Here is a 22303-nt window from a genome sequence, read left to right on the forward strand (position 1 = left end):
CGAGTGGCCAGCCCGGAATCAGGGAAGCAGGTTGCATGCCGTAAAGCAGTCAGAGCCGTGCGATGGAACGTTCAGGGCGATCCGGGTGAGGACGTGGCATCCTTCTGGCTGATCAGCTGGGCCAGCACCGCTTCGATCCGCTGCAGCTCGGCGTGGGAGGCGAGGGTGGCGTCAACCTTCTTCTGGGGAAGTTTCAGACGCTGGCCCATGGCCGTCACATCGGCCACCAGGCGGTCCCTGTAGCTGGTGAGGGCCTCGATCGACTCGAGAAGCTCCTGAAGGCTGGGAACGGACATGAACGGGATTCAGGCTCCCGAAGAGCGTACGAAGCCTCCCGGCGCAGGCGGCCTGCAATCTAAAGAAAAGCCGAAGCAGGAGAGGCCTTGCGATTCCAGCGTCCCGCTGTCCTGTTGCGTCCATTTGGGAGGGAACTCGGTCGATCCAGTCCCTGCCTGGGATCTGGGCCGGCTGGCTCGGACGTTCAACGGCCAGGCGGGCTTGGATCACGAAATCTTGCGTGACTCGTCCCTTCAGGGGGCTTCCCCAGGCAGGGCGCGTAACTTCAGGTTGCTTCGGCCCACACGGGCAAGCCCAATCACCGATTTACGGATTGTTGCGATTGCAATTCGTGCGGTGCTGAAGTCCTCGAAGCGCTCCTCCAAAAGTCCCTTGCCCGGATTCACCCCCCATGCTCGACGCCTTTTCCCGCGCTGTCATTAGCGCTGACTCCAAAAACGCTGCTATCGGCAGTGGCGAACTGGCCGCCCTCCGCAACTACGTCTCCCAGGGCAACCAGCGTCTTGACGCTGTCAACGCCATCACCTCGAATGCTTCCTGCATCGTCTCTGATGCGGTGACCGGCATGATCTGCGAGAACACCGGCTTGATCCAGGCTGGCGGCAACTGCTATCCCAACCGCCGCATGGCTGCCTGCCTGCGCGACGGTGAGATCGTGCTTCGCTACATCAGCTATGCGCTGCTGGCCGGTGATGCCTCCGTTCTCGACGACCGCTGCCTCAATGGCCTGAAGGAGACCTACATCGCCCTGGGCGTGCCCCTGCAGTCCGCCGCTCGCGCCGTCGGGATCATGAAGGCGTCGTCCACCGCTCACATCAACGAGACCAACACCTCCGGCACCAATCCCGACGAGACCCGTTTCCGCAAGATGGAAACCGTCAAGGGTGATTGCTCCGCACTGGTGTCGGAAGCAGCTTCCTACTTCGACCGCGTGGCCAGCGCTCTGGCTTGATCGACTAACCAGTCGTCTTTCCACCCTTTACTCTTCCAAACCAGGAACCATTCAATGAAATCTGTTGTCACCACTGTTGTGACCGCCGCGGATGCCGCCGGTCGCTTCCCCAGCCAGAACGACCTCGAGGCCGTTCAAGGCAATATCCAACGTGCCGCTGCCCGTCTGGAAGCCGCTGAAAAGCTGGCTTCCGGCATGGACAAGGTGGTGCGCGAAGCTGGCGATGCCTGCTTCAAGAAGTACCCCTACCTCAAGCAGCAGGGCGAAGCTGGTAGCACCCAGACCAAGGTCGACAAGTGCTACCGCGATCTCGGCCACTACATGCGCCTCGTCAACTACTGCCTCGTGGTGGGCGGCACCGGTCCCCTCGACGAGTGGGGCATCGCCGGAGCTCGTGAGGTCTATCGCACCCTCAACCTGCCCACCGCAGCCTACGTGGAAGCGCTCACCTACACCCGTGACCGCGCCTGCTCTCCTCGTGACATGAGCCCCCAGGCCCTGAACGAGCTCAAGAGCTACCTCGATTACGCCATCAACTCCCTCTCCTGAGGGTCATCTGACTCTGCAGGGGGAGGCTTCGGCCTCCCCCTTTTTTGTTTGATGCCTCTGGCTTCGCTTGTCCCAGCCCGCCCCCTTTCCAACCTTCAGGGCCCACTTCCCGATGGCTTCAGCTACCAGCGCCCCCTCCCTTGATCAGCTCTTCGACGATCTCGGGCACCCGAACCCTTATGTGCAGACCGAGGCGTTCCTTTCCATGGTTCGTCACCATGCCCAGGCGGCACTGCCGCGCTTGCTGTTGCTCCTCGATCATGAGGATGTGGTGAGGCGACGGGCCGCGGTTCGCGCCCTTGGTGTTTTTTCGGAACGGGCGATGCAGCCCCTGGCGCTCAAATTTCAGGCCAGCTCGGATGGCACGGTTCGGGCCAGCTGTGTGAAGGCCTATGCCCAGATCGCCTCGAACGCGCCCGGCATCGTCTTTCCCCCCGAATCCATGGCCGTACTGGAGGCCGCCCTCGATGATGTCTCCCCCGTGGTGGGCCTTGCTGCCGTGATGGCCCTCGGCCAGGTGGGGGAGCAGGCCCTTCCGCTGTTGCTCCGGGTTTGCCGGGGAGACAACGAGGCTCAGGCGGTGGCAGCCGTGAATGCCATGGCCACCATCGATCATCCTGATGTGGCGCCCTGCTTGGCAGAGTTGGCAGGCGCACCTGGCACCGATACCTATGTGCGGGAGACCGTGGTCTCGGCACTGGTAAGGGTGGAGGATCTGCGAGCTCGTCAGCCGTCGTCACCCTCCAGTTGATGCTGCCGCAGCTGCTTGATCGAGAGGCGCAGCACCGGGCTCACTTCGGGGTTCTCTTCCACGTCAGCGGCTGATTCCAGCGTGGGAATGGCTTCCACGGCCCGGAGTTTCATCAGCGAAAGTGCCGCGTTCTTTCGCACCTGCGCCGAGCCGTCAGAAAGCAGCGGCTTCAGCAGGGGAGTCGCCCAGATTGGATCGTGAAGTTTGCCTAGCAGGGTGGCGGCTTCCGCCCTTACAAGGGCGGCTGAATCGTCGAGAGCCTCGACCACCAGGCCCCTGGCTTCCTTGTCGTCAAGGGACTGGATCTGTTCGCCGAGGGCCGCTATGGCCGCCGTGCGCACCTCAGTATGGGTCGACCGGGCGGCGCAACGCAACGCTGCAGGGGCCTGGGCGCCAACGAAGGCGAGGCCCCAGCTGGCCAGGCCAAGGTGCATGGTGCTGCTTTCGCTGCTGGCCAGCACCCCGATGAGGGCCTCCACGGCGTCTTCCCCGGTGGCCGCCATCGCACCGACCACGGAACCCTGGACCACTGGATCCGCATCGTTCAGCAGGGCCTCCAACAAATCGGGGATGGCGGCTGGTTCTGCGATCAGGGTGAGGGTCTTGGCGGCCGCCCGACGAACGGTCACATTGTCATGGGTACGCAGGGCCTGGCAGAGTGCCGGTACGGCAGCCTTGCCGATCACGCCAAGACCTTCGGCGAACGTGAGCCGCATCAGGCCTCGGGGATCCCCAAGGCCTGCCACCATCCTTTGGATCTGATCTCGATCATCAGCGGGCCGTTCACCGGATCGAAGCTGCCGCTTGAGTACGGCGGCCAGCAGGGAGGCTTCCTCCTCGCTGAGGGAGACGGCATGCGGTGCGGAAGGAACACCGCTGGACTCGCTGCTCAAGGCTAGGGGGCAGAGCTTGCAATCATTGTCACCGCTGGCAAGGCTCCCACCTTCATGCCGAGGGAGCTCGTAACATGACGGACCACTTGAACCCAGATGACCACCTTTTTGCTATCTCACAATCTGCAGCTTCAGAGCCCCTCGGTTCCGCCATGGGAGGGAATGGAATTGGCGGAAGGGCTGCAACGTCTCTGCACTCACATCACCAGTGCAGAGGTTCTGTCCCATCCCCATTGGCGGATCAGGATTGAAGCTTCGGTGGATCCCTTTGAACTGGCCCGGGCACTGGTGGAGGTATGGGGCTTGTTACGCAGCGAATCCGGCCACGATGTGGATCATTCCATCCTGGCTCTCGGTGGTCGAAAGGACACACCATCGGCTGCAGGCTCCCCACTTGAGCCTGGAGCCTGGGGTGTCGACATCGTGGAGACCGCCGATGCCAAGGGGTTTCTTGAAGCCATCAACTGGGAGGGACTCAAGGCATCCCGGCCTGTCGATGGGGTCTTTGAGGTGGAGCGTCAACCCTGCTGAAGGGGGCGCTCACCCCGTTCCGGACTAGTTGGAATGGCCCCCATGGTTGCTCTTGCTTCTGGCACGTCTCCTGGAGGACGTGGGCTCAGTGGCCCCGGCTTCGGCCGATGGGTCCAGCTCCATCCCTAGGCTAGCAGATTCAATCTCAGCAGCAGCAGGTTGGTCTTCTGCAACGTTGTTGCCCACATGGGTGACGACGGCACCCTGCCGATGCAGGACGTGCATCATGTTGCCGAGGCTGCTGAGGGGAACCCTCAGGACTCTGCTGTAGCTGGACCTTGGTGAGCGCGGATAGGCCACAGTGACGACAAGTGCACTGGAAAGACCGGGACCCATGGCATAAGGAAGGAGTTACCAGATATCATGCCGTATCGCTGTGGCGGACACCACTATCGCAATGATCGTACATAACAAGTCGCCAGAATCAACGGCAAGCCATCGGGAAAGGATGGTCTGAATGGGAGAATGGGCCCCATCAACGTTGGTGACGACCGTGGCGGATGCCAGCCGCTTCCACAATCTTCATCCTGGCCTCAGCCATGAGGAGGCGTTGCGCATTCTTGCCTTGCCGGTGGAGCAGCTGGATGCAGGTAGCGACCGGTACATGGCGGCGGCCCATTTGATCAATTTCCCTGGCTCACGTTCCGAGCAGGCACTGTTGCACCTACTCGAGGAGATCGACGCCAGCCAACCCACTCGGCTCGCCAAGCGAAAGGCCGTAGAGGTGCTGGCTCGGCTTGGATGCAAGGATGCCGCAGATCAGATTGGCCTTTGCCTCCTCAGTGATGATCCCTATTTGGTCGAGAATGCGGCATGGGCCTTGGAACAGTTGGGTTGCCAGGATCCGCTGATCCAGAAACAGATGATTGCCCTGTTGGCTGACTCTGGCCAGAACCGACGGGTGTTGGCCCAGAGCCTGGCCGGCTTGGGTGTGAAGCACGCTCTGCCGGCCATCGCGCCCCTCCAGGATGATGAAAGTCCCGGAGTCCGTGGAGCCGCCCTTGCGGCTGTTGCCACCTTGAAGGGAGTCAATGAGCGGATCAGTGAATTGGCGGAACATCTGTTTCTCTCCAACCAGATGGATCGCCAGTCGGCCGTTCAGGATGTGATCAATGCCGGTGCGGTTGAACTTCTCAGCAATGTCCTTCAGTCGCCGGTCTCCCCTGTGTTCCGCATGCGTGCCTTGCGTCTGCTTTGGCCGGTGCCGGAGCCGATCTGTCAGGATCTTCCGCTTCTGCTTACGCTCGATAGCCTGCTCTTGGATCGCCATGAGACACTTCAGCTCGTGCATTGCTATGACGATGCTCCAGAAGCTGCTTTTTTAATCAATGAACTTTTCGGCACTGATTTCAGTCGTTGCTATCTGGCACTGCAGACGCTCGGCACCTATCCCGCCGATTCTCTCTGGCCATTGCTGCTGCAGCGCTGGCTAGAGGAAGGTCATAATGATTATGGAGCCCATTATTTCTTCATGCGGTTATTTGGGAGTATAGGACCCTGGGGTGATCACCAGAACCAGGTAGAGGACTTATGCGAAGCCGCCATTCATAATCGCAGACCCCAATTCTTGAAATCACGACCTGCCGGGATTCTTTCTTTGTTGAATCTGAATCCTGAGCGGCTATATCCGCTTCTTGGTGGCTTGGTGGATCCTGAACAGGAAGCAAGCTGGGAATGCAGATATGCTGCCCTGATGTCTAGCGAACTGATGATTCGGAAGAAAGTTTCCCCTGGCTTTTTTGAGTCGACTGCGATATTTGATAAAGTTGATCCTGATTTCTTCGCAGAGAGTAAGCGCCAGCAGGTTCTGGCTTTACTGGCTGATCTCTGAATAGCGTGTATGACTGCTTCCATGATTCGCCCAGTAACTGACAGCTGCATGGCAATGCGGCCGAGGCACTCGTGCAACAGCACGAAGAATCTTGAAACATCGCCGTGGACCCATAGGCCAGTCACCCACTACCTTGACTGACAGCAACTCACCGCCAAGGGTATTTAAGCAGACTTCGAAACGGTCAAGTTGTGCCTGATCAACTGTTTCAAAAATAAAATCTGTGCCATGGCAGATTAAATGTTGGGAGCGAATCCAGCATTGAAGTTGCTGCTCGGGGGTAGTCTTTCCCATGCGGATTCAGTTGGAGCAACCAGATTCATCATTCAGCCAACCAACGTCGAGGTGATCAGCATATCTCTCTGCTCGTGTGAAACGAAGTGGACCGTGTTCAGAACCCCAGCGATAGCTGTCATCGGTGGGATCGAATCCACGATCCAGGCTCAGCCAATGATGCTCGCTAAACTCAACTTCGCTAACGAGATAGGTTAACTGGCCGTCGCGGGGAACGAGACACCGACATCCGGGCTCAAGCCCACCTCGATAGCTGCCGTCACCATTGGCGCGAAACTCCATCGCGCAGCCTGCGCGAGGTTGTAGATCGTTGCGCTGCAAGCCACGCAGTAACTCGGGTTTGGAACCAGCGCCAGCGAGTCGGAGTCCATTGCTGATGCCGTAGTTCAGTACCTCGATGTGTTCATCGCGAACGAGCATGTGATGCACCCCTTGACGGTAGGGCCTCCAGGGATCGTAGTCGTAACTCTGCTCGGAATAGAACCATGGACCACGAAAGGTTTCCCACGGTAAAGGCCGAAAGAAGATGTTGATGTGAGAAAACTTTGATGGTTCAGTCTGGGCCTGCTCAAAATTGTTGAAGCGTCCGCAGAGGGTATGAACGAAGTGCAGAACAATGCTGGAATCCATCGCTACGCTGACAGCTTCCTGACTTCGGATGCAAACGACGTTTGCAGGACTCCTGAACCCGATGATGTTCGAAGCACCGATGAACGACAGCGGACATGTTCTGATACGAACCAAATGCGTTCTTCCGCTACTGATTGACCGTAGGTGGTATGCAGGATGAAGGTTTCGTCGTCGAGAAACTGATAAGTTGACGTAACTTTCTCTGCTTCGGCATAGCCCACGCTACGTAAAAGCTTCCCTTGCTGTGGATTTTCAGGAATGGGTATGAGAATGCAACTGCCGCTGGAAACGGAGGCAGGGTCATCAGGTTCCCAGTCAGAGTCTGCTTCCCAAGACATACGAAAGGGGGAAATTGCCATTTCGGCGTCAATTGCCTCATTCTCCAGAAAGTCGAAGACGACTGGATCTTCAACGGTTAGGAGTTCAATCTGGATATCGCTAACTACATCTTCAAATTGGCGAAAGGCCAGAGAATGGGCTGAACGCATGGAACGCCAATGGCCCTGAGATCTTGCGACGAATCGCTCAATGATCTTGTGCGAAGAGTCGGGATCCATTTGTTTGGGCTGGGTTCGCGCTGCCTGCCTGAACCATGTTCACGAGGCTATGGATCATCATTTCAATAGCAGAACCCTGGTGTGGTGAATTCCTGAGGGATGGGGACGGCTGCTGGTGAAGTTGGGGATTCATGTGGACAAGATGAGAGAGAAGCAAGGTGATGGGATTGCTTGATCAAAGCATGCCAGGAAGGAACCTGTGGTTTGATGAATCATCATCACCTCGCATGGTAGCAAGATTTGGTGCGGTTACTTAGCTGTTCGTAACAGACAGAATCGAACCACCTCTTCGCTGAATACTTTGCAGTGTCACGGTGAGACTGCTGAAGGGGACGATGGAGACCTGGGCAACGCGGCGGTTCCCTCCAGTGGGGGATGCCGTGGTCCAGCTGACTCGATAGCGCCGGTCGTTGCGGCTGGAGTTGCCGATCTGCCCACCTTGCAGAACGACCCGTGGAGCGACACCCGTTGCAATACTGGATTGCAGCTTGGAGGCAGTGGCGCCATCAAAAGACGCCATGCCACCCTTCAGTTTCAGAGAGCGCACATAGGTAAGGTTGGTTTCCCCTGGCTGGGTACGGGTTGAGCGCCAGTGGGGAACCGTGTCAAAGCCGAACGCCGAAATGTATTCCTCGGAGAGGATGTAACTGGCAATTTCGGTTTCATAGCCATCAGCTGCCAGGAGTTGGACATGCTCGCTCACTTCGACTTGATCACGGGGTGCTCGCCCTAGAAGATGCTTGAAGTTGAGTTCAACGAAGCGATAGGGCCCATTCTTCTCAAGAAACAAGCGACGGTAGGTATCTGAATTGGCTAATGCCGATATCAACCCTTGAACAGTTAGATCCCCTTGGAGGAAGAGACTTTCTGCGATGGATACCCGCTGCTCTTCCATTAGGTGGGCATTACCGAATACTTGGCGGTAGGCAGCGCGCAGTACGGCTTGCACATGGGTGTAGTCCTGAGCTGATGATGTTGTAAGCGTGGCGACTTCAGGCATGGTGTGGAGAATCTTCTAACGATGGTGGGAGAGAAAGAATTGAGATCGGAATCTGAGCGAAGATGACCTTGATGTCAGGCTACTTCCGTGATCGAGACAATCCGGCCACCACGGCGATGGATGTAGGACAACTGGGTGGTCATATCCCTTCCGGATACCAGATAGCTGGCGTTTGGAGTGCGCTGACGGCCGCCTGCAGGCTGCGCCTGAACAACAATCCTGAAGCGCTTGGTGGTGGGGTCGACCGAGCCGCTGAAGGTTCCGCTCCGATTGAGGCGAACAGTCGTCGAGGTCCAGCCGCTAGGCAGAGCCTTGGAACCGAGTGACGTCACCAAACTGGAGGAGGACTGAATGGTGTCACTGCTCGAGTATCCTTGAACAAGTGCGAGATGGCGATTGAAACCGATCTGGTCGCGGCCATTTTCTGTCTGGATGCGCGCGAAGGGAACCGTGTTCTCTCCGAAGAATTCCTGGTACTCAGCGCCATCAAGGTAGCTGCTGACCTCAGCTTCGTAGCCACTGGTGGCCAGCCTCTGGATGTGTTCGCTCACTTCCGCCTGGCTGCTGGGTGCTCGGCCTAAGAGGTGCTTGAAGTTAAGCTCGACGAAGCGATAGGGAGTGTTGCTTTCGAAGAAACGTCTCCGGTACTCATTGGAGCTGGCGATCGCTCTAACGAATTCGCGCGTGCTGAAATACCCTTCAATGAACTTGCTTTCCGCCGTGAGAACCCGCTCGCTCTCCATCAGATGGGGGTTTCCCATCACCTGGCGATAGGCGGAACGGATGAGTGCCTGGATCTGGTCGGGAGTATCGCCAGGACACCGCTGGAACACTTCCTGGGTGCGTTGGCCGAGACCGAAGCCCACATACAGATCACCCCGCAATGGTGTGGAATCCCCTCCATCGCTGCTACTGCGACGCACCGGAATGAAGGCACCACGAACCATGCCTGTGCTCACGGATCCGCTGCCCATCTGGGAGCGATACACCTGAGCGGGTATACGAATAGTGATGGGCTGGCCCTTTGCTAGGCTTCCCAATAATTGGCTTTTTGAGCCGATAGCACTATCGCTGCCAGCGAAGTTCTGCTCCAGTGCTGCGATGCGGTTGAAGGAGGATTGGGGTGCCCCAGCTGGGCTGCCCCAGGAGCGGATATGGGGAGCTGTGTGCTCGCCGAAAGCTGCTGTGTATTCATCCGACTCAATCAGGTTGTCAATATCTGCGTCAAAACCTTCGCTGGCAATCCTCGCCACATGCGAGCTCACTTCCGCTTCGTCAATCGGTGGTCGGCCAAGCAAGTGCTTGATCGCCAATTCAACGGAACGATGCGGCGCTACAGCTTCATAGAAGCGTGAGCGATAGAAAGGTGATTTGGCCAGGCAGCGTACAAATTCTCGCACGGAGATACTGCCATTACGGAGTTGTGATTCCGCGGCTCCAAGACGCTCACTCTCCATCGGCATGGTGTTGCCAAAGACGTGCCGGTAGCAGGCACTGATCACCGTGTTGAGGCTCGTCTCGTCTGCGCCGGGCTTATAGGAGGCTGGTGAATCAAGAAGGCTTGTGGCTCCAAAGCTGAGGGCTGCTGAAGGGGTTGTCATGAGGATTGTTGTGGCAGGGGAGAGGATTGACGTGTGCTTGATCTGTTAGATGGGTGTGATGCTGGCAATAACTCCGCCTTCACGGTGGATCTGCTGATAGATTTGTGAAAGTTTGTTGAACGGTACGAAATACGTGCGGTTCGACTGCTTGTAGCGAGAAATCGGCTTGATCGTGTTGGCACGATAGGCCGTGACGTCGACACGGTAAATCCGACCTTCTTGGCCTGCGCCTACTCCGAGTCTTGTTTGGGCATCCTGGAAGTTCGATGAGGACTTGAAACTCCAGCCCTGTGTCTCGGTGGAGGAGGGGGGAATCACAGACATGGCTCGGTTCAGATAGGCATTGCCTCCAAGCCGTGCCGCCTTGCCGGAGAGATTCCCCTTGAGGCTGCTGCTGCTGGCTCCACGGAGCAACTGAAAGCTCCAGGTGAATTCCTGCATGGTTTTACAGCTTTCGGTTTTCCAACCCCTCTGGTAGGGAACTGTCCATTCACCGAAGGCGTCTTGATAATCCGAGGAATCGATGAAGCTGTCGATATCAGCGTCATAACCTTTTGAATCAAGTCGCTCGGCATGGGCCCTCATCTCTTCAAAGTCTGTTGGGGCACGACCGAGGAGGTGCCGAAAGGCCAGCTCGATATAGCGGTAGCGAGGGCAGGAATCAAAGAATCGAGTGCGGTAAAGTTCACTCTTGGCAATAGTTCTTACGAATTCCCTCAGGCTGAGCTCTCCCAACTTGAACTGAGATTCAGCCACTAGTTGTCGTTCGCTCTCCATCACGTAGGCGTTGCCGAGCACCTGTCGGTAGACTGCACTGATGAGCTCTTCCTTTTTCTCGCTTGGATCTCCAGGCAGGAGTTCTTGGGGATCTTCGCTGTCGAAACGCTCAACTCCCAGAAGCGAGGCGGGGCCAAAGGACATGAGTTTGAAGGCCTGTGGAAATCCTGACAATCATCAGACAGCGGTTGCACTATCCCCTAGCAGCCTTAACAAACCTCAATCACTACTGGAAAATGGTCTCTGGGGGCACACTTCATGGAGCTTGACCCTGGTATGGATTTCCCGCAGCGACTCCAGTGTCCGTCTTTGGCTTGGGATCGCCCGCTGTCTTGACGGTTTCTCTTGATGCCCGATGCCCGAGGTCCCCTCATTCAGCCCAGTCCCTGGTCACTCCCCCCCTGCGAGTTTGTCTGACGAGGTGATTTCACGTCCAACTGGGATGCTGGTGGGGACTCACACGCTGTGGGACATGCTGGAGGCTGGTTACAGAAAGATCAACTCAACAGGCTGTCTCGAGTCGTTTTGCGAGTGAAGGGGTTCCAGCAGTCAAGTTCGTGGATGGATCTGGTCATCAGACCACCCCGATTCGTATCGAGACCTATGGCACCGGTGAAGTCTGCCCCGCGGATGGATTCTGCACCGGATAGATCGGCATCGCTAAGTCTAGTCCAGCGAAAATCGACGTAATCTAGTTGGCATCCTGAGAATCTTACCCCTTCGCAAAGTGCACTTCTCAGCAATGCATGGCGAAGGTCTGCGCCTGAAAATCGTGCTCCCCTCAGACAGGTACCACTCAGATCAGTGCCACTGAGGTAGGCACCCACGAAGTTCACCCCTTGCAAGTCCATGCCGGAGAGATCTGCGCTGTTCAGGAAGGCTCCATTGAGCCTGGCTTGGGGCCCAATGGCTCCCGAACTTCTGAAGTCAAAGTGTTCCGGCCAAATTGTCCTGTTGTCGTAACGAGCAAGCCGCAGATCGACGTCTTCCAGGTTGCACTGGCTCAAATCTGTGCCTCGAAGATCGACACGGCAGAGGCGAGCTTGCGAAAGGTTTAGCTCACCAAGCTGAATGTCTTTCCAATCAGATCCACGTGCGTCTACAGGTGGACTCATGCCCCTTAATGGAGGCGCCTGGGACTCTGGACAAACCCAGTTGGAAAGTGCGATTGCTGGGGTGCTGTTGCTCACGAATTAATTGTGAGTGGTTGGCTGCTGAATTCACTAACCATTGTCTCTAAGTGATGAATAGCGTTATCTAGACGTCCTACATCCTGGCTATCGCCCACAGTGGAATAGCATTTTACGGCGGTTTCACGAAGGTAGCTTAGTGCAAGAGCCATGCTGATAATGGGAATGCTTAATTCTTGGTATAGCTCCCTTAGCCCTTGGACCCCTTCTGGTTGAGTAAACTGTGGACGTTTCGCCGCCACCGCATAGATGGCGATACGTAGAAAATGCCAGCAATCACGCCAACAAGCCTCGGCGCGGGTGGCTGGGTAGAGTGCACCACCATGCTCTACCAATGCAGGGTCCTCAACCAGAAGCCTGTCTTTTACGGTGGTTACAATCTGCGCTGATTGCCTTTGTAATGTCAATAGCGAGGCGACTTCAGTGATTGACGAGTTTCTGATTGTCTGCAATTCGACTTCATTTAATTCCCTGCCTTCATTGTCTGCAACTCGGAAAATTTTGCGAACCTCCTTTGGCAAGGTTGTGTCGTGAGGCAGGCCTAGGATTCTCGCTTTGACGCTCAATTCCTGTAGTCTGCGCTTTGTTGATTGGTCAAAATCCTGCATGTGTCTGTCCACTATTGAACGATGTGAGACCCGCCATCGCTTCTCGGCCGAGCCCTCGAGTTAAAACAGGCGTTGCCCTCAAGTGTCCATGCCGTTCCAAGTACAAGGCCCATACGACTCCATCTGCGATTCCCGGACAATACTTCATGGTGGCGGCTGCCAAGTCCGGTTCTATGCCAATTTCCTGTAAGAGGAGCTCACAAGCCGTTGGATCGGTTACATGGGCCCGCCTTATCGCTGATCCAACGACCCAGGTTAAGGATGTCTTTTCGATAGGCCCTTCCGAGTCAGAGCAGGCCAATAGCAAGTCTCCTCCCATGAAAGGGTCTTGATCGTATGTTATCCCCCACAGATCAATTGTTTCGCGATTCAAATTTATGCGAAACTCAGGCTGCTCTTCTGTGGTCATTATATCGCCCTTCCCAAGAGACGAACTTAACAGACCAAGCAGTCTTTGAAATGAGTCGCTCATTTATCTTCGGCCCATGTTGAAGGAAGATGCAGGTTTTAGTCCTAATGGGAAAAGGGGTCTCCCTATGGAGACCCCTTGAAAGAAGAAATGTCTAGAATACAGTCAAAATGACGACTAACTCAGACCAAGGCGTTGATTGCATAGTCGATATAGTTATTTGCTTCTGTTGCGGCTTCTCCATTCAAGCCGTGGTTTGCCTTGATGTAGTTTAAAGCTTCTACGTACCAAGATGGTGACAATTCAAACGCCCGGTTAATCTCGGAGATCCCTGCGATGAGATATTCGTCCATGGGACCGGTACCACCTGCTACGAGGCAATATGTAACCATACGCAGGTAGTAGCCGATATCACGGGCGCATTTATCTTTTCCGCGCTGATCAGCTGCGTAGGTGGCTCCCTGCATCTGGATGGTGTATGGGAATTTGCTGTAGACCGCTTGAGCAGCTCCGTTGACAAGCGCATTTGACTTTTCCGTCAAACCCTTCGCCGCTTCAAGTGCTGACTTGGCGCGGCCAAATCTTCCGAATGCTGCGTTGATTTCGGTATTGCTGAGAAAGCGTCCCTGGGAATCGGCCGCTGAAACAGCTTCGGTGAGTGGAGTCTTCATTGTTTGGCGTGATGATTTGGGTGATACCGTGAGGACGGTGAATCAGGCGACAGCAGCAGCTGCGCGATCAAAATAGGTGCCGATCTCAGACATCAGGCCTGAGCAGTCACCGGATGTGATGCCGCTGCGATCATTGGTGATCGTGATGGCAGTTTCCTTCATTTTCTTGACCCCTTCGGCCACTGAAGCTCCAGGTGTTCCGAGGGCAAGATAGGTTTCCCGCAGGCCATTGAGGCAGCGGTCCTCCAGTACCGAAGCGTCACCAGTGAAAATCGAGTAGGTGATGTAACGGAGGATGATCTCCATGTCCCGCAGGCAGGCAGCCATGCGGCGACTGGTGTAGGCATTGCCGCCGGGGGCGATCAGGGAAGGCTGCTGGGCGAAGAGATCGCGAGCGGCGCTGGTTACGATCTTGGAGGCGTTGGAGGTGATGCGGTTGACGGCATCCATACGCTTGTTGCTGTCGGCAACCATCGCCGCAAGGGCGTCGATTTGACCAGCGTTGATGAATTCGCCGCGGGCATCAGCCTGGGCAACGACCTTGGTGAAGGCATCGAACATTGATTTGCTCCTGTTCTCGACGTTCGCAGTCGGGAGTGGGTGGGTAATGGGGGGCGAGAGGGAGGTTGAGAGCATTGGAATCCGAGACGTTGCCGCAGATTGCCAGTTCTCTCTTGCTCCTGTGCCTGGAAGGAAAACGGACCGTAGCCTGTTTCCCTCTTGGCGACTTGGCTATTATTGGGCTCTTTGGCGACTCGCCGGGCTTGCCTTAACAAATGGTCATCCATTGGGCCCTCTATCCCTTGAAATCCTGGTTTCGTGCCTCGGTGAGGCATCGTAGTGAAAAGTCACCGGCTTGATGGCCGCATGCTGCCCGCGCAGTTTGGCTCACGGTTACGATGCCCGACCTGCGTGAGCCGTGGATCATCTCGCTTGCGTCGCTACATTCCTTTCAGTGCTGTTTATCAATCTGATGGCGCCAGCTTGATGAATACTGTGTGGCTTGGTGGTTCTGGGTCTATTGGGGAATCTTCATTGGTACTTGGGGTTTCTTTGATTGCTGTCATCACTTTCGCCATCCTGCCAACGGGGAAAGTTGAATTTGCGATTGACGTTGTAGAGGATTGGCTTCTGGGGGCAGCCTTTCGCGATGGAGGCGCCCCATCTACCTGGATTTGATGTCAGGCTGTTTTTCAGCTGAGACAGCCAGCGATTTCTCCGGTCTCGAAACGTTGGCGCACGGGCTCTACCAGGGCCAACCATTCAGATGATGTACCCAAGGGGGCGAGCCCACTTTCTCAAAGGCTTGCTCAAGGTGAACCACAAGAGTTCTGGCGTGACACCTCAGTGCACTTGATCCGTGACAAGCTGGCGACCTCTTTCTGGTTGTCTAAAATCAGCTTAGCGAAGGGTCGCCTCCGTGGCCCTTTGGGGTTGCGCTTCGCATGCCTATTGCGATCGTAGCTACCCTTTACTTCTCTCAATGCCTGATCTTAAGAAGTGATTGCACTTCTTCCCCTGGTTGAGACCCGAGATCGGTTAACCATGTTGTTCCAATAGTAAGCCGTGAGGCCTCAGTAACCGCTGCAGGATCTCCTGGCTTCGAGAACTTGGTACTGGCTGCTGGTCGGGCAGATCAATGGGCTTCGCTCGTCCTTGCAATTGATGCATGAGTTGGGCTCGTTTCTATATGCTGATGGGCTGGTCGGAGTTAGAGGGGGGGCTGAAGTCGTCTACCTGCTTAAGCACGGTGGCACGAACGGTACCTCGTGCCAACACTTTCATTCTTTGCGACAGCTTTCGGGATTCAACCTCCTTGCTGACATGCGGGAGGCTTGGCGGTCTGCTCCAGCGCCGGTACGATCCGGCCAGTTCGATTTGGCTATTATGACTTCCGCCCATCAGAGTTCGTCCTCTCTGCATCGGCTGGCAGACCAGCTGACGCTCCTCTCCGAGGTGACCGAAGCACTCACCTACAGGCTGCTTCAGTTCGAGGAGAAGTTGGCTGGCTGCGAGGAGCCACTGAGTCAACTGCTGTCAGGGCAGGACCCTGCTGCGGAGGAGGAAATGGAAACGAGGCTGCTTCTGACAGAGGAGAAACTCTCGCGGATTGAAGCCATTCTCAATGGCCTGGAGCGCACGGGGATTGCTCGGCACCGCTCCCCTGTTACTCCCCCCAGCCTCCAGCAGGAACTGATTCCTTCAAGCCATATGAATATTCACGCACTTTCCGAGGCATATCCCTTCAGTGAGGAGGGTGAGCAGCCCTTCATGGATGAACTGATCGCCTGATGTCCCGACGCTGATTGGCGGGACTTCAGGCGATCAGCTGGCACCTGCAGTGCTTAGCATCGAGGCGGCGATGTAGAGCAACAGTCCCGTGATGCCAAAACCACCTGCGGTGACCAGCCCCTGCCAGATCTTGCGTGCCAGTGGTGATGGTGCGTCGGCCAGCCAGGTAGGCCTGGGCATCGCAACAGCCGATCCCGATGCCCAGCCTCCAGCCCTGCCGGCAGGTGCGCGTTTGGCCGTGATTTCACGCCAGTAGCTGTCATAGCGTGGAGCCTGTTGATTGAAGGGGATCTCTCCCTGGGGGCGGCCTGACAGCACTCTGGATCGCTGATGGGGGACAGCGTCGGTGCCGAAAGCCTGGAGGTATTCGGGAGTATCTAGAAGGTGATCGACCAGACCTGTCAGGCCCTTCTGGGCGATCAGAATCGAAAGGGCGATGCGCTCAGGTTGGCCATGCACCTGGCGGCCTAGCACCCTGCCCACGATCTGGTCCACCATCCGGTAGTTGCTGTTGCAACGATAGAAATCGTTGCGAAACTTGGCTGAGAGCAGCAGGCTGCGTACAAAATCACGAACCGATATCTGGCCGTTGCGCAACTGGGACTCCAGGGCTGGATCCCGATCTACCTTGAAGGCATGGAAGAAAATCTGGCGATAGGCCTGCTCGATCAGCTCATCGTTGCTTGACCCACTTCGCTTTCCATTCCCGGGAGGCATGCGGGGACTTTCGTCTCCCCCCAGGGCGAACGACTTCACGCGTGCGTTCTGGGTCACTGACGGGACGGTGAGCAGGGGTAGGCCCATGACTTGTAAAAGACTTGGTTTAGAGCGTAGTTCAGTGCCGCGCTCCTGGGCTGAATTGCTCCCGTCCCCACAAGGTCCGTTACTAAGCGATCCGGCCAAGGTCACTCACCGCTGGGCGTGAGCCATGCGGGCGGAATTTCCGCGCTGTAGTCGTGGGTGCGCTCAAATGTGAATGGGCCGGCTAGCGATCCCCAAAGGCGCTCGTGGCTTGTGGGGTCATGGCCTCGGTCAATCGTCCGCATGCCGGTGGAGTCAAGTTCAAAGCTGCTTACCAGGTACGCCGTAGATCCTTTGCGTTTCACCAGACAACGGCAGCCTGGTTCCACTTCACCAGCGAATCCTTCGCCTTGTTTCCGCACCACGTAGGTGCATCCTTCAAGGGGGCGCAGATCTTCGGCCCGGATGCTCTGGCGCTTCTGCGCATCGCCTACCGCACCCCAGAACCGCTGCTCCTCGCGCAGGGCCTGGTTGTGGATGATCAGGCCCCCATCCCGTCTGTCGATGCGGAGCACCCGGATTCGGTAAGGGGCATCCGGTTCGATCGCATACGACTGTTCAAGCAGAAGGGAGCCTGGCGCCAGCTGGGGCAGCGGCCGGAACTTGACCAGGATGTGGGCGTACAGGGGTGGGTTGTCGAAGGCCTGGGCCTGGTTGCTGAAGCCAGCGCTCAGCTGCTGGATGAGGCGGGCAAGGGAGCTGCTCATGGGGCGAAACCTAGAGGTCCAGCAGGCGGATCCGGAAGGCCCCCACTTGGCGGGCCATGGCTGGATCGTCCTGGGCGAAGGGGTGGTCGGCCACGGTGCCGAGAATGGCCTCAAGCTTTTCCGCGGCCGACAGACCGTGGGACGGATCCCGCTGGCTGTGCGCCTGCCAGGCTTCATCGAAGGCCTGGGCGAAGCTGTCGGCGTTGTTGAAGATCTGGCTGGAGGCTGAAGGCGGCTGGGGCATGGTGATGGTCTGCAGCACAGTCCGCACGCAATGCCAGGACCCAGATTTGAACTGGGGACACGGCGATTTTCAGTCGCCTGCTCTACCAACTGAGCTATCCCGGCCCGTCGCCAAAGCGACGAAGCGATCTTAGATCACAGCCCGCTGCAGGATCGGCCTGGCTGGGTGCGGGCCTTGGCGGCGCGGGCGCTGGGGGTGCGGGCCAGGCAGAGCATCCCCACCACTGGCCAGCCGAGCGTTTCCAGGGCCAGGGCGGCGCTGCACCCGGTGGCGCCGCTGGTGAGGATGTCGTCGACGATCAGGATCGGCCGGCCCGTGGCTTCGCCGGGCCGGGGCCTGCGGCGGCAGCGGAAAGCACCGTCCTGGTTGGCCAGGCGCATGGCCCGCTTGAGATGATGCTGGCCGAGCACCGGTCGCGACCGTTCCAGCAGATCGCCCTGGCGGTAGCCCAGCTGGCGCACGAGCTCGCGGCACATCAGATCGGGCAGGGGGTTGCCGCTCCGTTTCCAGCTCGGCACCGGCACCAGCAGCGGTCGCCGCCGCCACTGGGGCAGCCCCTCCGCCATCACCCGCACCAGGGCACCGACCCGTGCGTCCTCAGGCCGCTGCCGCAAACCGAGCAGCAACCGCCGCAGCTCTCCGTCGTAGGACCCAGCGGCCCACCACAGCAGGGGCTCGTTGCCCCGCTCGCCCCCGGCCAGCAGGGGGAGCTGGCGGCGGCAGTCGGGGCAGGGGGCTCCGGCGCCGTGGTGAGGTGGCTGCAGGCCGCGACACAGGGGGCAGGGGGTGGCGGCGATCCAGTCGAGAGGAAGCCGGACCAGGCGTGCGAGGAGGGTCAGGGGTTTGGCGCCGCTGCTTCAAGCCTTCCCGGGCAGCGACCGCAGCATGGCCACCAGGGTGCGGTGGGCGTCTTCGCTGTCGGTGAGGGCGTGGTCGAAGGGCACCTCCACGGTGGCGCCATCCACCTCCAGGCGCATGGCCTGGGGCTCGACGGCCAGCAGGCGGGCCTCCACGGCTTCGGTGCAGCCGCCGAAGTGACGGGCATAGGCCAGGACGGCCTCCGCATGGTCGTCGTTCATGTGCTTGCAGATGCGGTCGCTCACTGCGGCGGTGAGGGGGTCGGCGGCCATGGGGTTGGTGCGGATGGGGGGATTCTGGGCTCAGGCGCCGGCGTACCGCTGCCAGAGCAGCAGGCACAGCCGTACACCGCTGAAGCCCACAAAGCCAGCCAGCACGACGAACAGCGCCATGGAGAGGATCGAGCTGAGGCGTTCGTTCATGGTCGGAGGGGTGTGGAGTCGATCTCCATCCTGAAGCTGGCCCTGGCCAGCAGGGCCATGCCCAGGGCCGCCGTGCGTTTCGGTCGGTTCAGCACCGGGATCCCGAGAGCTCGCGACCGCAGGGTTCGCCACTGGCCGTTGCGGGCGCCACCACCGAGGCTGATCACCCGCCGCAGGGCCGGCGCCCCCAGCTGTCGCAGCTGTTGCCACCCCGCCGCTTCGATGGCGGTGAGACCTTCGAGCAGGGCCTGCAGGTAGCGGGCATCGCTGACGGGCCTCGGCTCCAGGATCGGCTCCAGCTCCGGATCGTCCACGGGGAAACGTTCCCCTTGGCGGCTCAGGGGGCGCAGGTAGAGCCCCGTGGGGCGGTCTGGAGCGATCTGGCGGCTCAGCTCCGCAATCTGTGCATCATCGAAGAAGAGGCGCAGCACGCCGGCGCCGGCGTTGGAGGCGCCCCCCACCAGCCAGCGGCCGGCCACCCGGTGGTTGCTGAGGCCGGCTCCGGCCAGGGGCGCGTCCACAAACTGCTTCAGCACCAGGGTGGTGCCCAGCACGGCGATGCCATCGCCGGCCTGAGGGTCGGCGGCCAGCACGGCGGCATTGGCATCGGTGCTGCCCGCCACCACCTGGCAATCTCCAGGCAGGCCCAGGCCCGTTGCCGCCCCTGGTGCGAGCGGGCCCAGCAGGCTGCCGCTGGATCGGATCCGGGGCAGCGCCTCCACCCCCAGGCCTGCGGCCACACCAGGGAGCCAGTCTCCCTGCTCCAGGTCCCAGCCCAGGCGCAGGTTGTTGCCCTCCTCGCCCCATCGCCAGTCGTCCAGCAGCCAGCCCATCAGCCAGTCGGCCTGGTGGCGCAACAGCAGGCCAGGCCCCAGCCCCGCTTCCCTGGCCAGGGCCAGCAGCCGCAGGGCCCTGGCCAGGCTGCCGCTGGGGCTGGCGGCCGGATGGCTGGGGGCGCCGCCGGACGCGTGGCCCAGAAGCGCGGTGATGGTTCCGGACTGTTCCGCACAGGCCTGGTGGTACGCGAGAGCCTGTTCCAGGGGGGACGGCAGCAGGCGGCCGTCCCCCCTGCAGGCCAGCAGGGTGCCGGAGGTGCCATCGATGGCGATGGCACGCGCCCGGCGGCGGATGGCCTCTGGAACGGTGGCCAGCAGTTCGATCAGCCCCTGCCGCCAGGCCTCAGGATCTTCCAGGCGACCGGGGTAGGGGGATTGGCGGCTCAGCAGGGGATCGTCGAGTTGGCCGCCGGCCGTCCCGTCTTCCGCCAGAACGACCAGGCGCAGGCCACTGGTGCCGAGGTCAACCCCCAGAAACAGTGCTGACACGGCTCGCCGTGGCTTGCTTCAAGGTGGCGGCGATGGTGCTGACGTCCTCCCAGGGAAGGTCAAGATCCTTGCGGCCGAAGTGGCCATAGGCCGCCACGTCCTGGTAGAAGCGGCCCCCCCGCTGCTGGGGCAGTTCCCGCAGACCGAAGGCTTCGATGATCGCGCCGGGCCGCAGGTCGAAATGTTCCTGCACCAGGGCGGTGAGGTCGGCGTTGTCGAGGGCGCCGGTGCCGAAGCTCTCCACCAGGATGCTCACGGGCCGGGCCACGCCGATCGCGTAGCTGAGCTGCACCTCGGCCCTGCGGGCCAGGCCGGCCGCCACCAGGGCCTTGGCCACGTAACGGGCCGCGTAGGCGGCGGAGCGGTCCACCTTGGTGGGGTCCTTTCCGGAGAAGGCGCCGCCGCCATGGCGGGCATAGCCGCCGTAGGTGTCGACGATGATCTTGCGTCCCGTCAGCCCTGCATCGCCCTGGGGGCCGCCCACCACGAACTTGCCGGTGGGGTTGACATAGAAGCGGGTGCCCTCGCGGGTGGGCTTCAGGGGCAGATCGGCGGTGGCGGGGAGCACCACGTGTGTCCAGAGGTCGTCCTTGATCCGCTGCTGCACGGCCTTCTCATCGCTGATCCCTTCCACTTCAGCGGTGTGCTGGGTGGAGATGAGGATCGTGTCGATCGCCACGGGGCGGTCGTTCTCGTACACCACGCTCACCTGGGTCTTGCCGTCGGGGAGCAGGTAGCCGAGGCTGCCGTCGTGGCGCACCTTGGCCAGCCGCAGGGCCAGCCGGTGGGCCAGGCTGATCGGCAGGGGCATCAGCTCCGGGGTTTCGTCGCAGGCGTAGCCGAACATGATTCCCTGGTCGCCGGCGCCCACCTTGTCCAGGGGATCGCCGTCGTGGTCGTCCGCCTCATCCACGCCCTGGGCGATGTCCGGCGATTGCTGATCCAGGGCGATCAGCACGGCGCAGCTCCTGGCATCGAAGCCACCGGCGCGGGCGCCGCTGTAGCCGATCTGCTCGATCACCCCCCGCACCAGGGTGTTGAAGTCGACCCTGGCGGTGGTGGTGACTTCCCCGGTGATCAGGCAGAGGCCGGTGTTCACCACGGTCTCGCAGGCCACCCGGCTGGAGGGATCCTGGGCCAGCAGCGCATCCAGCACGGCATCGCTGACCTGGTCGCAGATCTTGTCGGGGTGGCCTTCCGTCACCGATTCCGAGGTGAAGACGAAACGGCTCATGGGGGGATGCGATCAGTCGATGGGTGAGCTTATTCCCACAGGTTCGCTGTCCCCGGCAGGGATGGACGGAGCCACCAGCGTTGAGCCGACAGGCGCCACCACGGTCAGCTCCTGCCAGTGATCCAGCTGCAGGAAGGAGCCATCCAGCTCCACCGGCCGCCGCCAGCCGGCCCGGTAGCCCAGCACGACGGGCACTCCGGCGGCGCGGGCCATGCGCAGGTCGCTGTTGGCGTCGCCGATCAGGGCACAACTCTCCACGGCCACGCCCAGTTCACCGCACAGACCGTGGACGGCGGCGGGATCCGGCTTGCGGGGCTGATGTTCCGCGCTCCAGATGGCCTGCACGTAGGCCGCCAGATCATGGGCAGCCAGGAAGGCTTCGATACCGTCGACATGGTCATTGCTGATCACGGCGCAGCGCACCCCCGCCTGCCGCAGGGCCTCCAGCAGGGGCCGCAGGCCGGCGGTGGGTGCGGGGCGCCGTTCGCTCCCCTGGCCGTGGAGGGCGTCGGTGCGGGCGAACACCGTTTCGGCCATGGCCAGGGCCTCGGGCCAGCCCAGGCCCACCTGCACCAGGGCGGTGGCGGTGGCCACCAGGTTGTGGTCGCGGCTGGCCACTGCCATGGTTCCGGCGGGCTGGAGGCCTTCGGTGGAAAAGCCATAGGCGCGGTGGAGCAGCTCGCCCAGGTCGCGGTGACGCTCCGGGGCGCTGGCGGCCAGATCGGCCAGGGCCAGACAATGAAAAACCCTGGCCCGGGCCAGGGCCACGAGCATGGGCTCGCTGTGGCTCATGGTGCCGTCCTTGTCGAACAACACTGCCTCCAGGGGCCTGCCCCCGCAGGGGAGCGGGGTGCCCCGCAGGGAGAGAAGCACCATGGT

The 22303-nt window shown here is 59.7% G+C and carries 26 protein-coding genes and 1 tRNA gene; 7 read left to right on the top strand and 20 right to left on the bottom strand.

All coding sequences use genetic code 11. The features are described 5' to 3' along the window. Nucleotides 1–71: 71 nt before the first annotated feature. Nucleotides 72–296 (bottom strand): hypothetical protein, encoded by a 225-nt coding sequence (locus KBY95_RS12065; RefSeq protein ID WP_254965254.1) that lies wholly within the window; start codon nucleotides 294–296, stop codon nucleotides 72–74. Nucleotides 297–688: 392 nt separating this feature from the next. Between KBY95_RS12065 and cpeB the strand changes: the two genes are divergently transcribed. The 3 genes from cpeB (at nucleotide 689) to KBY95_RS12080 (ending at nucleotide 2549) form a co-directional block, all read left to right on the top strand. Beyond that, the gene (gene cpeB, locus KBY95_RS12070; protein WP_254965256.1) at nucleotides 689–1249 is read left to right on the top strand and encodes a class 1 C-phycoerythrin subunit beta; all 561 of its coding nucleotides are present in this window, start codon (nucleotides 689–691) and stop codon (nucleotides 1247–1249) included. A 54-nt stretch (nucleotides 1250–1303) separates the two neighbouring features. Then, on the top strand, nucleotides 1304–1798 hold the full coding sequence (cpeA, locus tag KBY95_RS12075) for a class 1 C-phycoerythrin subunit alpha (protein ID WP_254965257.1): 495 nt from the start codon (nucleotides 1304–1306) through the stop codon (nucleotides 1796–1798). A 112-nt stretch (nucleotides 1799–1910) separates the two neighbouring features. After that, entirely contained in the window at nucleotides 1911–2549 is a 639-nt protein-coding gene (locus tag KBY95_RS12080) for a HEAT repeat domain-containing protein (RefSeq protein WP_254965258.1), read from the top strand. Here the strand turns inward: KBY95_RS12080 and KBY95_RS12085 are convergent. Next, the gene (locus KBY95_RS12085) at nucleotides 2525–3442 is read right to left on the bottom strand and encodes a HEAT repeat domain-containing protein (protein ID WP_254965259.1); all 918 of its coding nucleotides are present in this window, start codon (nucleotides 3440–3442) and stop codon (nucleotides 2525–2527) included. The two genes, KBY95_RS12080 and KBY95_RS12085, sit on opposite strands and share 25 nt — an antisense overlap. A gap of 96 nt (nucleotides 3443–3538) precedes the next feature. Between KBY95_RS12085 and KBY95_RS12090 the strand changes: the two genes are divergently transcribed. Together KBY95_RS12090 and KBY95_RS12095 are read left to right on the top strand one after the other, a co-directional pair. Next, on the top strand, nucleotides 3539–3973 hold the full coding sequence (locus KBY95_RS12090; RefSeq protein ID WP_254965260.1) for a DUF2656 family protein: 435 nt from the start codon (nucleotides 3539–3541) through the stop codon (nucleotides 3971–3973). Nucleotides 3974–4457: 484 nt separating this feature from the next. Next, nucleotides 4458–5804 (top strand): HEAT repeat domain-containing protein, encoded by a 1347-nt coding sequence (locus KBY95_RS12095; RefSeq protein ID WP_396095020.1) that lies wholly within the window; start codon nucleotides 4458–4460, stop codon nucleotides 5802–5804. Between the two features lie 300 nt (nucleotides 5805–6104). On the opposite strand, the gene KBY95_RS12105 is transcribed toward KBY95_RS12095, so the two are convergent. From KBY95_RS12105 to KBY95_RS12145, 9 genes are all read right to left on the bottom strand, one after another. After that, complete coding sequence (locus KBY95_RS12105) at nucleotides 6105–6728, bottom strand: chromophore lyase CpcT/CpeT (RefSeq protein WP_254965265.1); 624 nt, start codon at nucleotides 6726–6728, stop codon at nucleotides 6105–6107. Nucleotides 6729–6730: 2 nt separating this feature from the next. After that, nucleotides 6731–7216: a phycobiliprotein lyase gene (locus KBY95_RS12110; protein WP_396095016.1), complete on the bottom strand. Its 486-nt coding sequence runs from the start codon at nucleotides 7214–7216 to the stop codon at nucleotides 6731–6733. A gap of 322 nt (nucleotides 7217–7538) precedes the next feature. Beyond that, nucleotides 7539–8285 (bottom strand): phycobilisome rod-core linker polypeptide, encoded by a 747-nt coding sequence (locus KBY95_RS12115; protein WP_254965267.1) that lies wholly within the window; start codon nucleotides 8283–8285, stop codon nucleotides 7539–7541. 74 nt (nucleotides 8286–8359) lie between these two features. After that, the gene (locus KBY95_RS12120) at nucleotides 8360–9886 is read right to left on the bottom strand and encodes a phycobilisome rod-core linker polypeptide (RefSeq protein WP_254965269.1); all 1527 of its coding nucleotides are present in this window, start codon (nucleotides 9884–9886) and stop codon (nucleotides 8360–8362) included. A gap of 45 nt (nucleotides 9887–9931) precedes the next feature. Further along, complete coding sequence (locus tag KBY95_RS12125; RefSeq protein WP_254965270.1) at nucleotides 9932–10807, bottom strand: phycobilisome linker polypeptide; 876 nt, start codon at nucleotides 10805–10807, stop codon at nucleotides 9932–9934. Between the two features lie 353 nt (nucleotides 10808–11160). Continuing rightward, entirely contained in the window at nucleotides 11161–11778 is a 618-nt protein-coding gene (locus tag KBY95_RS12130; protein WP_254965271.1) for a pentapeptide repeat-containing protein, read from the bottom strand. Nucleotides 11779–11849: 71 nt separating this feature from the next. After that, a complete protein-coding gene (locus KBY95_RS12135; RefSeq protein WP_254965272.1) occupies nucleotides 11850–12461 on the bottom strand; it encodes a phycobilisome polypeptide in 612 nt (203 codons plus the stop codon). Between the two features lie 591 nt (nucleotides 12462–13052). Next, complete coding sequence (gene cpcA / locus KBY95_RS12140) at nucleotides 13053–13541, bottom strand: phycocyanin subunit alpha (RefSeq protein WP_254965274.1); 489 nt, start codon at nucleotides 13539–13541, stop codon at nucleotides 13053–13055. 42 nt (nucleotides 13542–13583) lie between these two features. Next, nucleotides 13584–14102: a phycocyanin subunit beta gene (locus KBY95_RS12145; RefSeq protein ID WP_254965277.1), complete on the bottom strand. Its 519-nt coding sequence runs from the start codon at nucleotides 14100–14102 to the stop codon at nucleotides 13584–13586. Between the two features lie 372 nt (nucleotides 14103–14474). Between KBY95_RS12145 and KBY95_RS12150 the strand changes: the two genes are divergently transcribed. Further along, nucleotides 14475–14720, top strand: a complete 246-nt coding sequence (locus tag KBY95_RS12150) for a hypothetical protein (protein ID WP_254965278.1) — start codon at nucleotides 14475–14477, stop codon at nucleotides 14718–14720. 708 nt (nucleotides 14721–15428) lie between these two features. Further along, nucleotides 15429–15833, top strand: coding sequence for a hypothetical protein (locus KBY95_RS12155; protein ID WP_254965279.1), 405 nt, complete (start codon nucleotides 15429–15431; stop codon nucleotides 15831–15833). A 33-nt stretch (nucleotides 15834–15866) separates the two neighbouring features. On the opposite strand, the gene KBY95_RS12160 is transcribed toward KBY95_RS12155, so the two are convergent. The 9 genes from KBY95_RS12160 to KBY95_RS12200 all read right to left on the bottom strand — a co-directional run bounded on the left by KBY95_RS12160 (nucleotide 15867) and on the right by KBY95_RS12200 (nucleotide 22300). Continuing rightward, nucleotides 15867–16637, bottom strand: coding sequence for a phycobilisome rod-core linker polypeptide (locus KBY95_RS12160; protein ID WP_254965280.1), 771 nt, complete (start codon nucleotides 16635–16637; stop codon nucleotides 15867–15869). A 101-nt stretch (nucleotides 16638–16738) separates the two neighbouring features. Continuing rightward, nucleotides 16739–17341, bottom strand: a complete 603-nt coding sequence (locus tag KBY95_RS12165; protein WP_254965281.1) for a chromophore lyase CpcT/CpeT — start codon at nucleotides 17339–17341, stop codon at nucleotides 16739–16741. A gap of 10 nt (nucleotides 17342–17351) precedes the next feature. Then, on the bottom strand, nucleotides 17352–17612 hold the full coding sequence (locus KBY95_RS12170) for a hypothetical protein (RefSeq protein WP_254965282.1): 261 nt from the start codon (nucleotides 17610–17612) through the stop codon (nucleotides 17352–17354). Nucleotides 17613–17616: 4 nt separating this feature from the next. Beyond that, a tRNA-Phe gene (locus tag KBY95_RS12175) sits at nucleotides 17617–17689 on the bottom strand. A gap of 30 nt (nucleotides 17690–17719) precedes the next feature. Further along, nucleotides 17720–18211, bottom strand: a complete 492-nt coding sequence (locus tag KBY95_RS12180) for a ComF family protein (protein ID WP_254965283.1) — start codon at nucleotides 18209–18211, stop codon at nucleotides 17720–17722. A gap of 231 nt (nucleotides 18212–18442) precedes the next feature. After that, nucleotides 18443–18715: a DUF2470 domain-containing protein gene (locus KBY95_RS12185; protein WP_254965284.1), complete on the bottom strand. Its 273-nt coding sequence runs from the start codon at nucleotides 18713–18715 to the stop codon at nucleotides 18443–18445. A gap of 146 nt (nucleotides 18716–18861) precedes the next feature. Further along, the gene (locus KBY95_RS12190; RefSeq protein ID WP_254965285.1) at nucleotides 18862–20190 is read right to left on the bottom strand and encodes an FGGY-family carbohydrate kinase; all 1329 of its coding nucleotides are present in this window, start codon (nucleotides 20188–20190) and stop codon (nucleotides 18862–18864) included. Beyond that, nucleotides 20165–21424, bottom strand: a complete 1260-nt coding sequence (gene metK / locus KBY95_RS12195) for a methionine adenosyltransferase (protein ID WP_254965287.1) — start codon at nucleotides 21422–21424, stop codon at nucleotides 20165–20167. The genes KBY95_RS12190 and metK overlap by 26 nt, the downstream gene beginning before the upstream one ends. Nucleotides 21425–21436: 12 nt before the next feature. Next, the gene (locus KBY95_RS12200; RefSeq protein WP_254965289.1) at nucleotides 21437–22300 is read right to left on the bottom strand and encodes an HAD family hydrolase; all 864 of its coding nucleotides are present in this window, start codon (nucleotides 22298–22300) and stop codon (nucleotides 21437–21439) included. Nucleotides 22301–22303 lie beyond the last annotated feature (3 nt).

It is taken from the genome of Cyanobium sp. Aljojuca 7A6 (assembly GCF_024346455.1).
Lineage (GTDB): Bacteria > Cyanobacteriota > Cyanobacteriia > PCC-6307 > Cyanobiaceae > Cyanobium.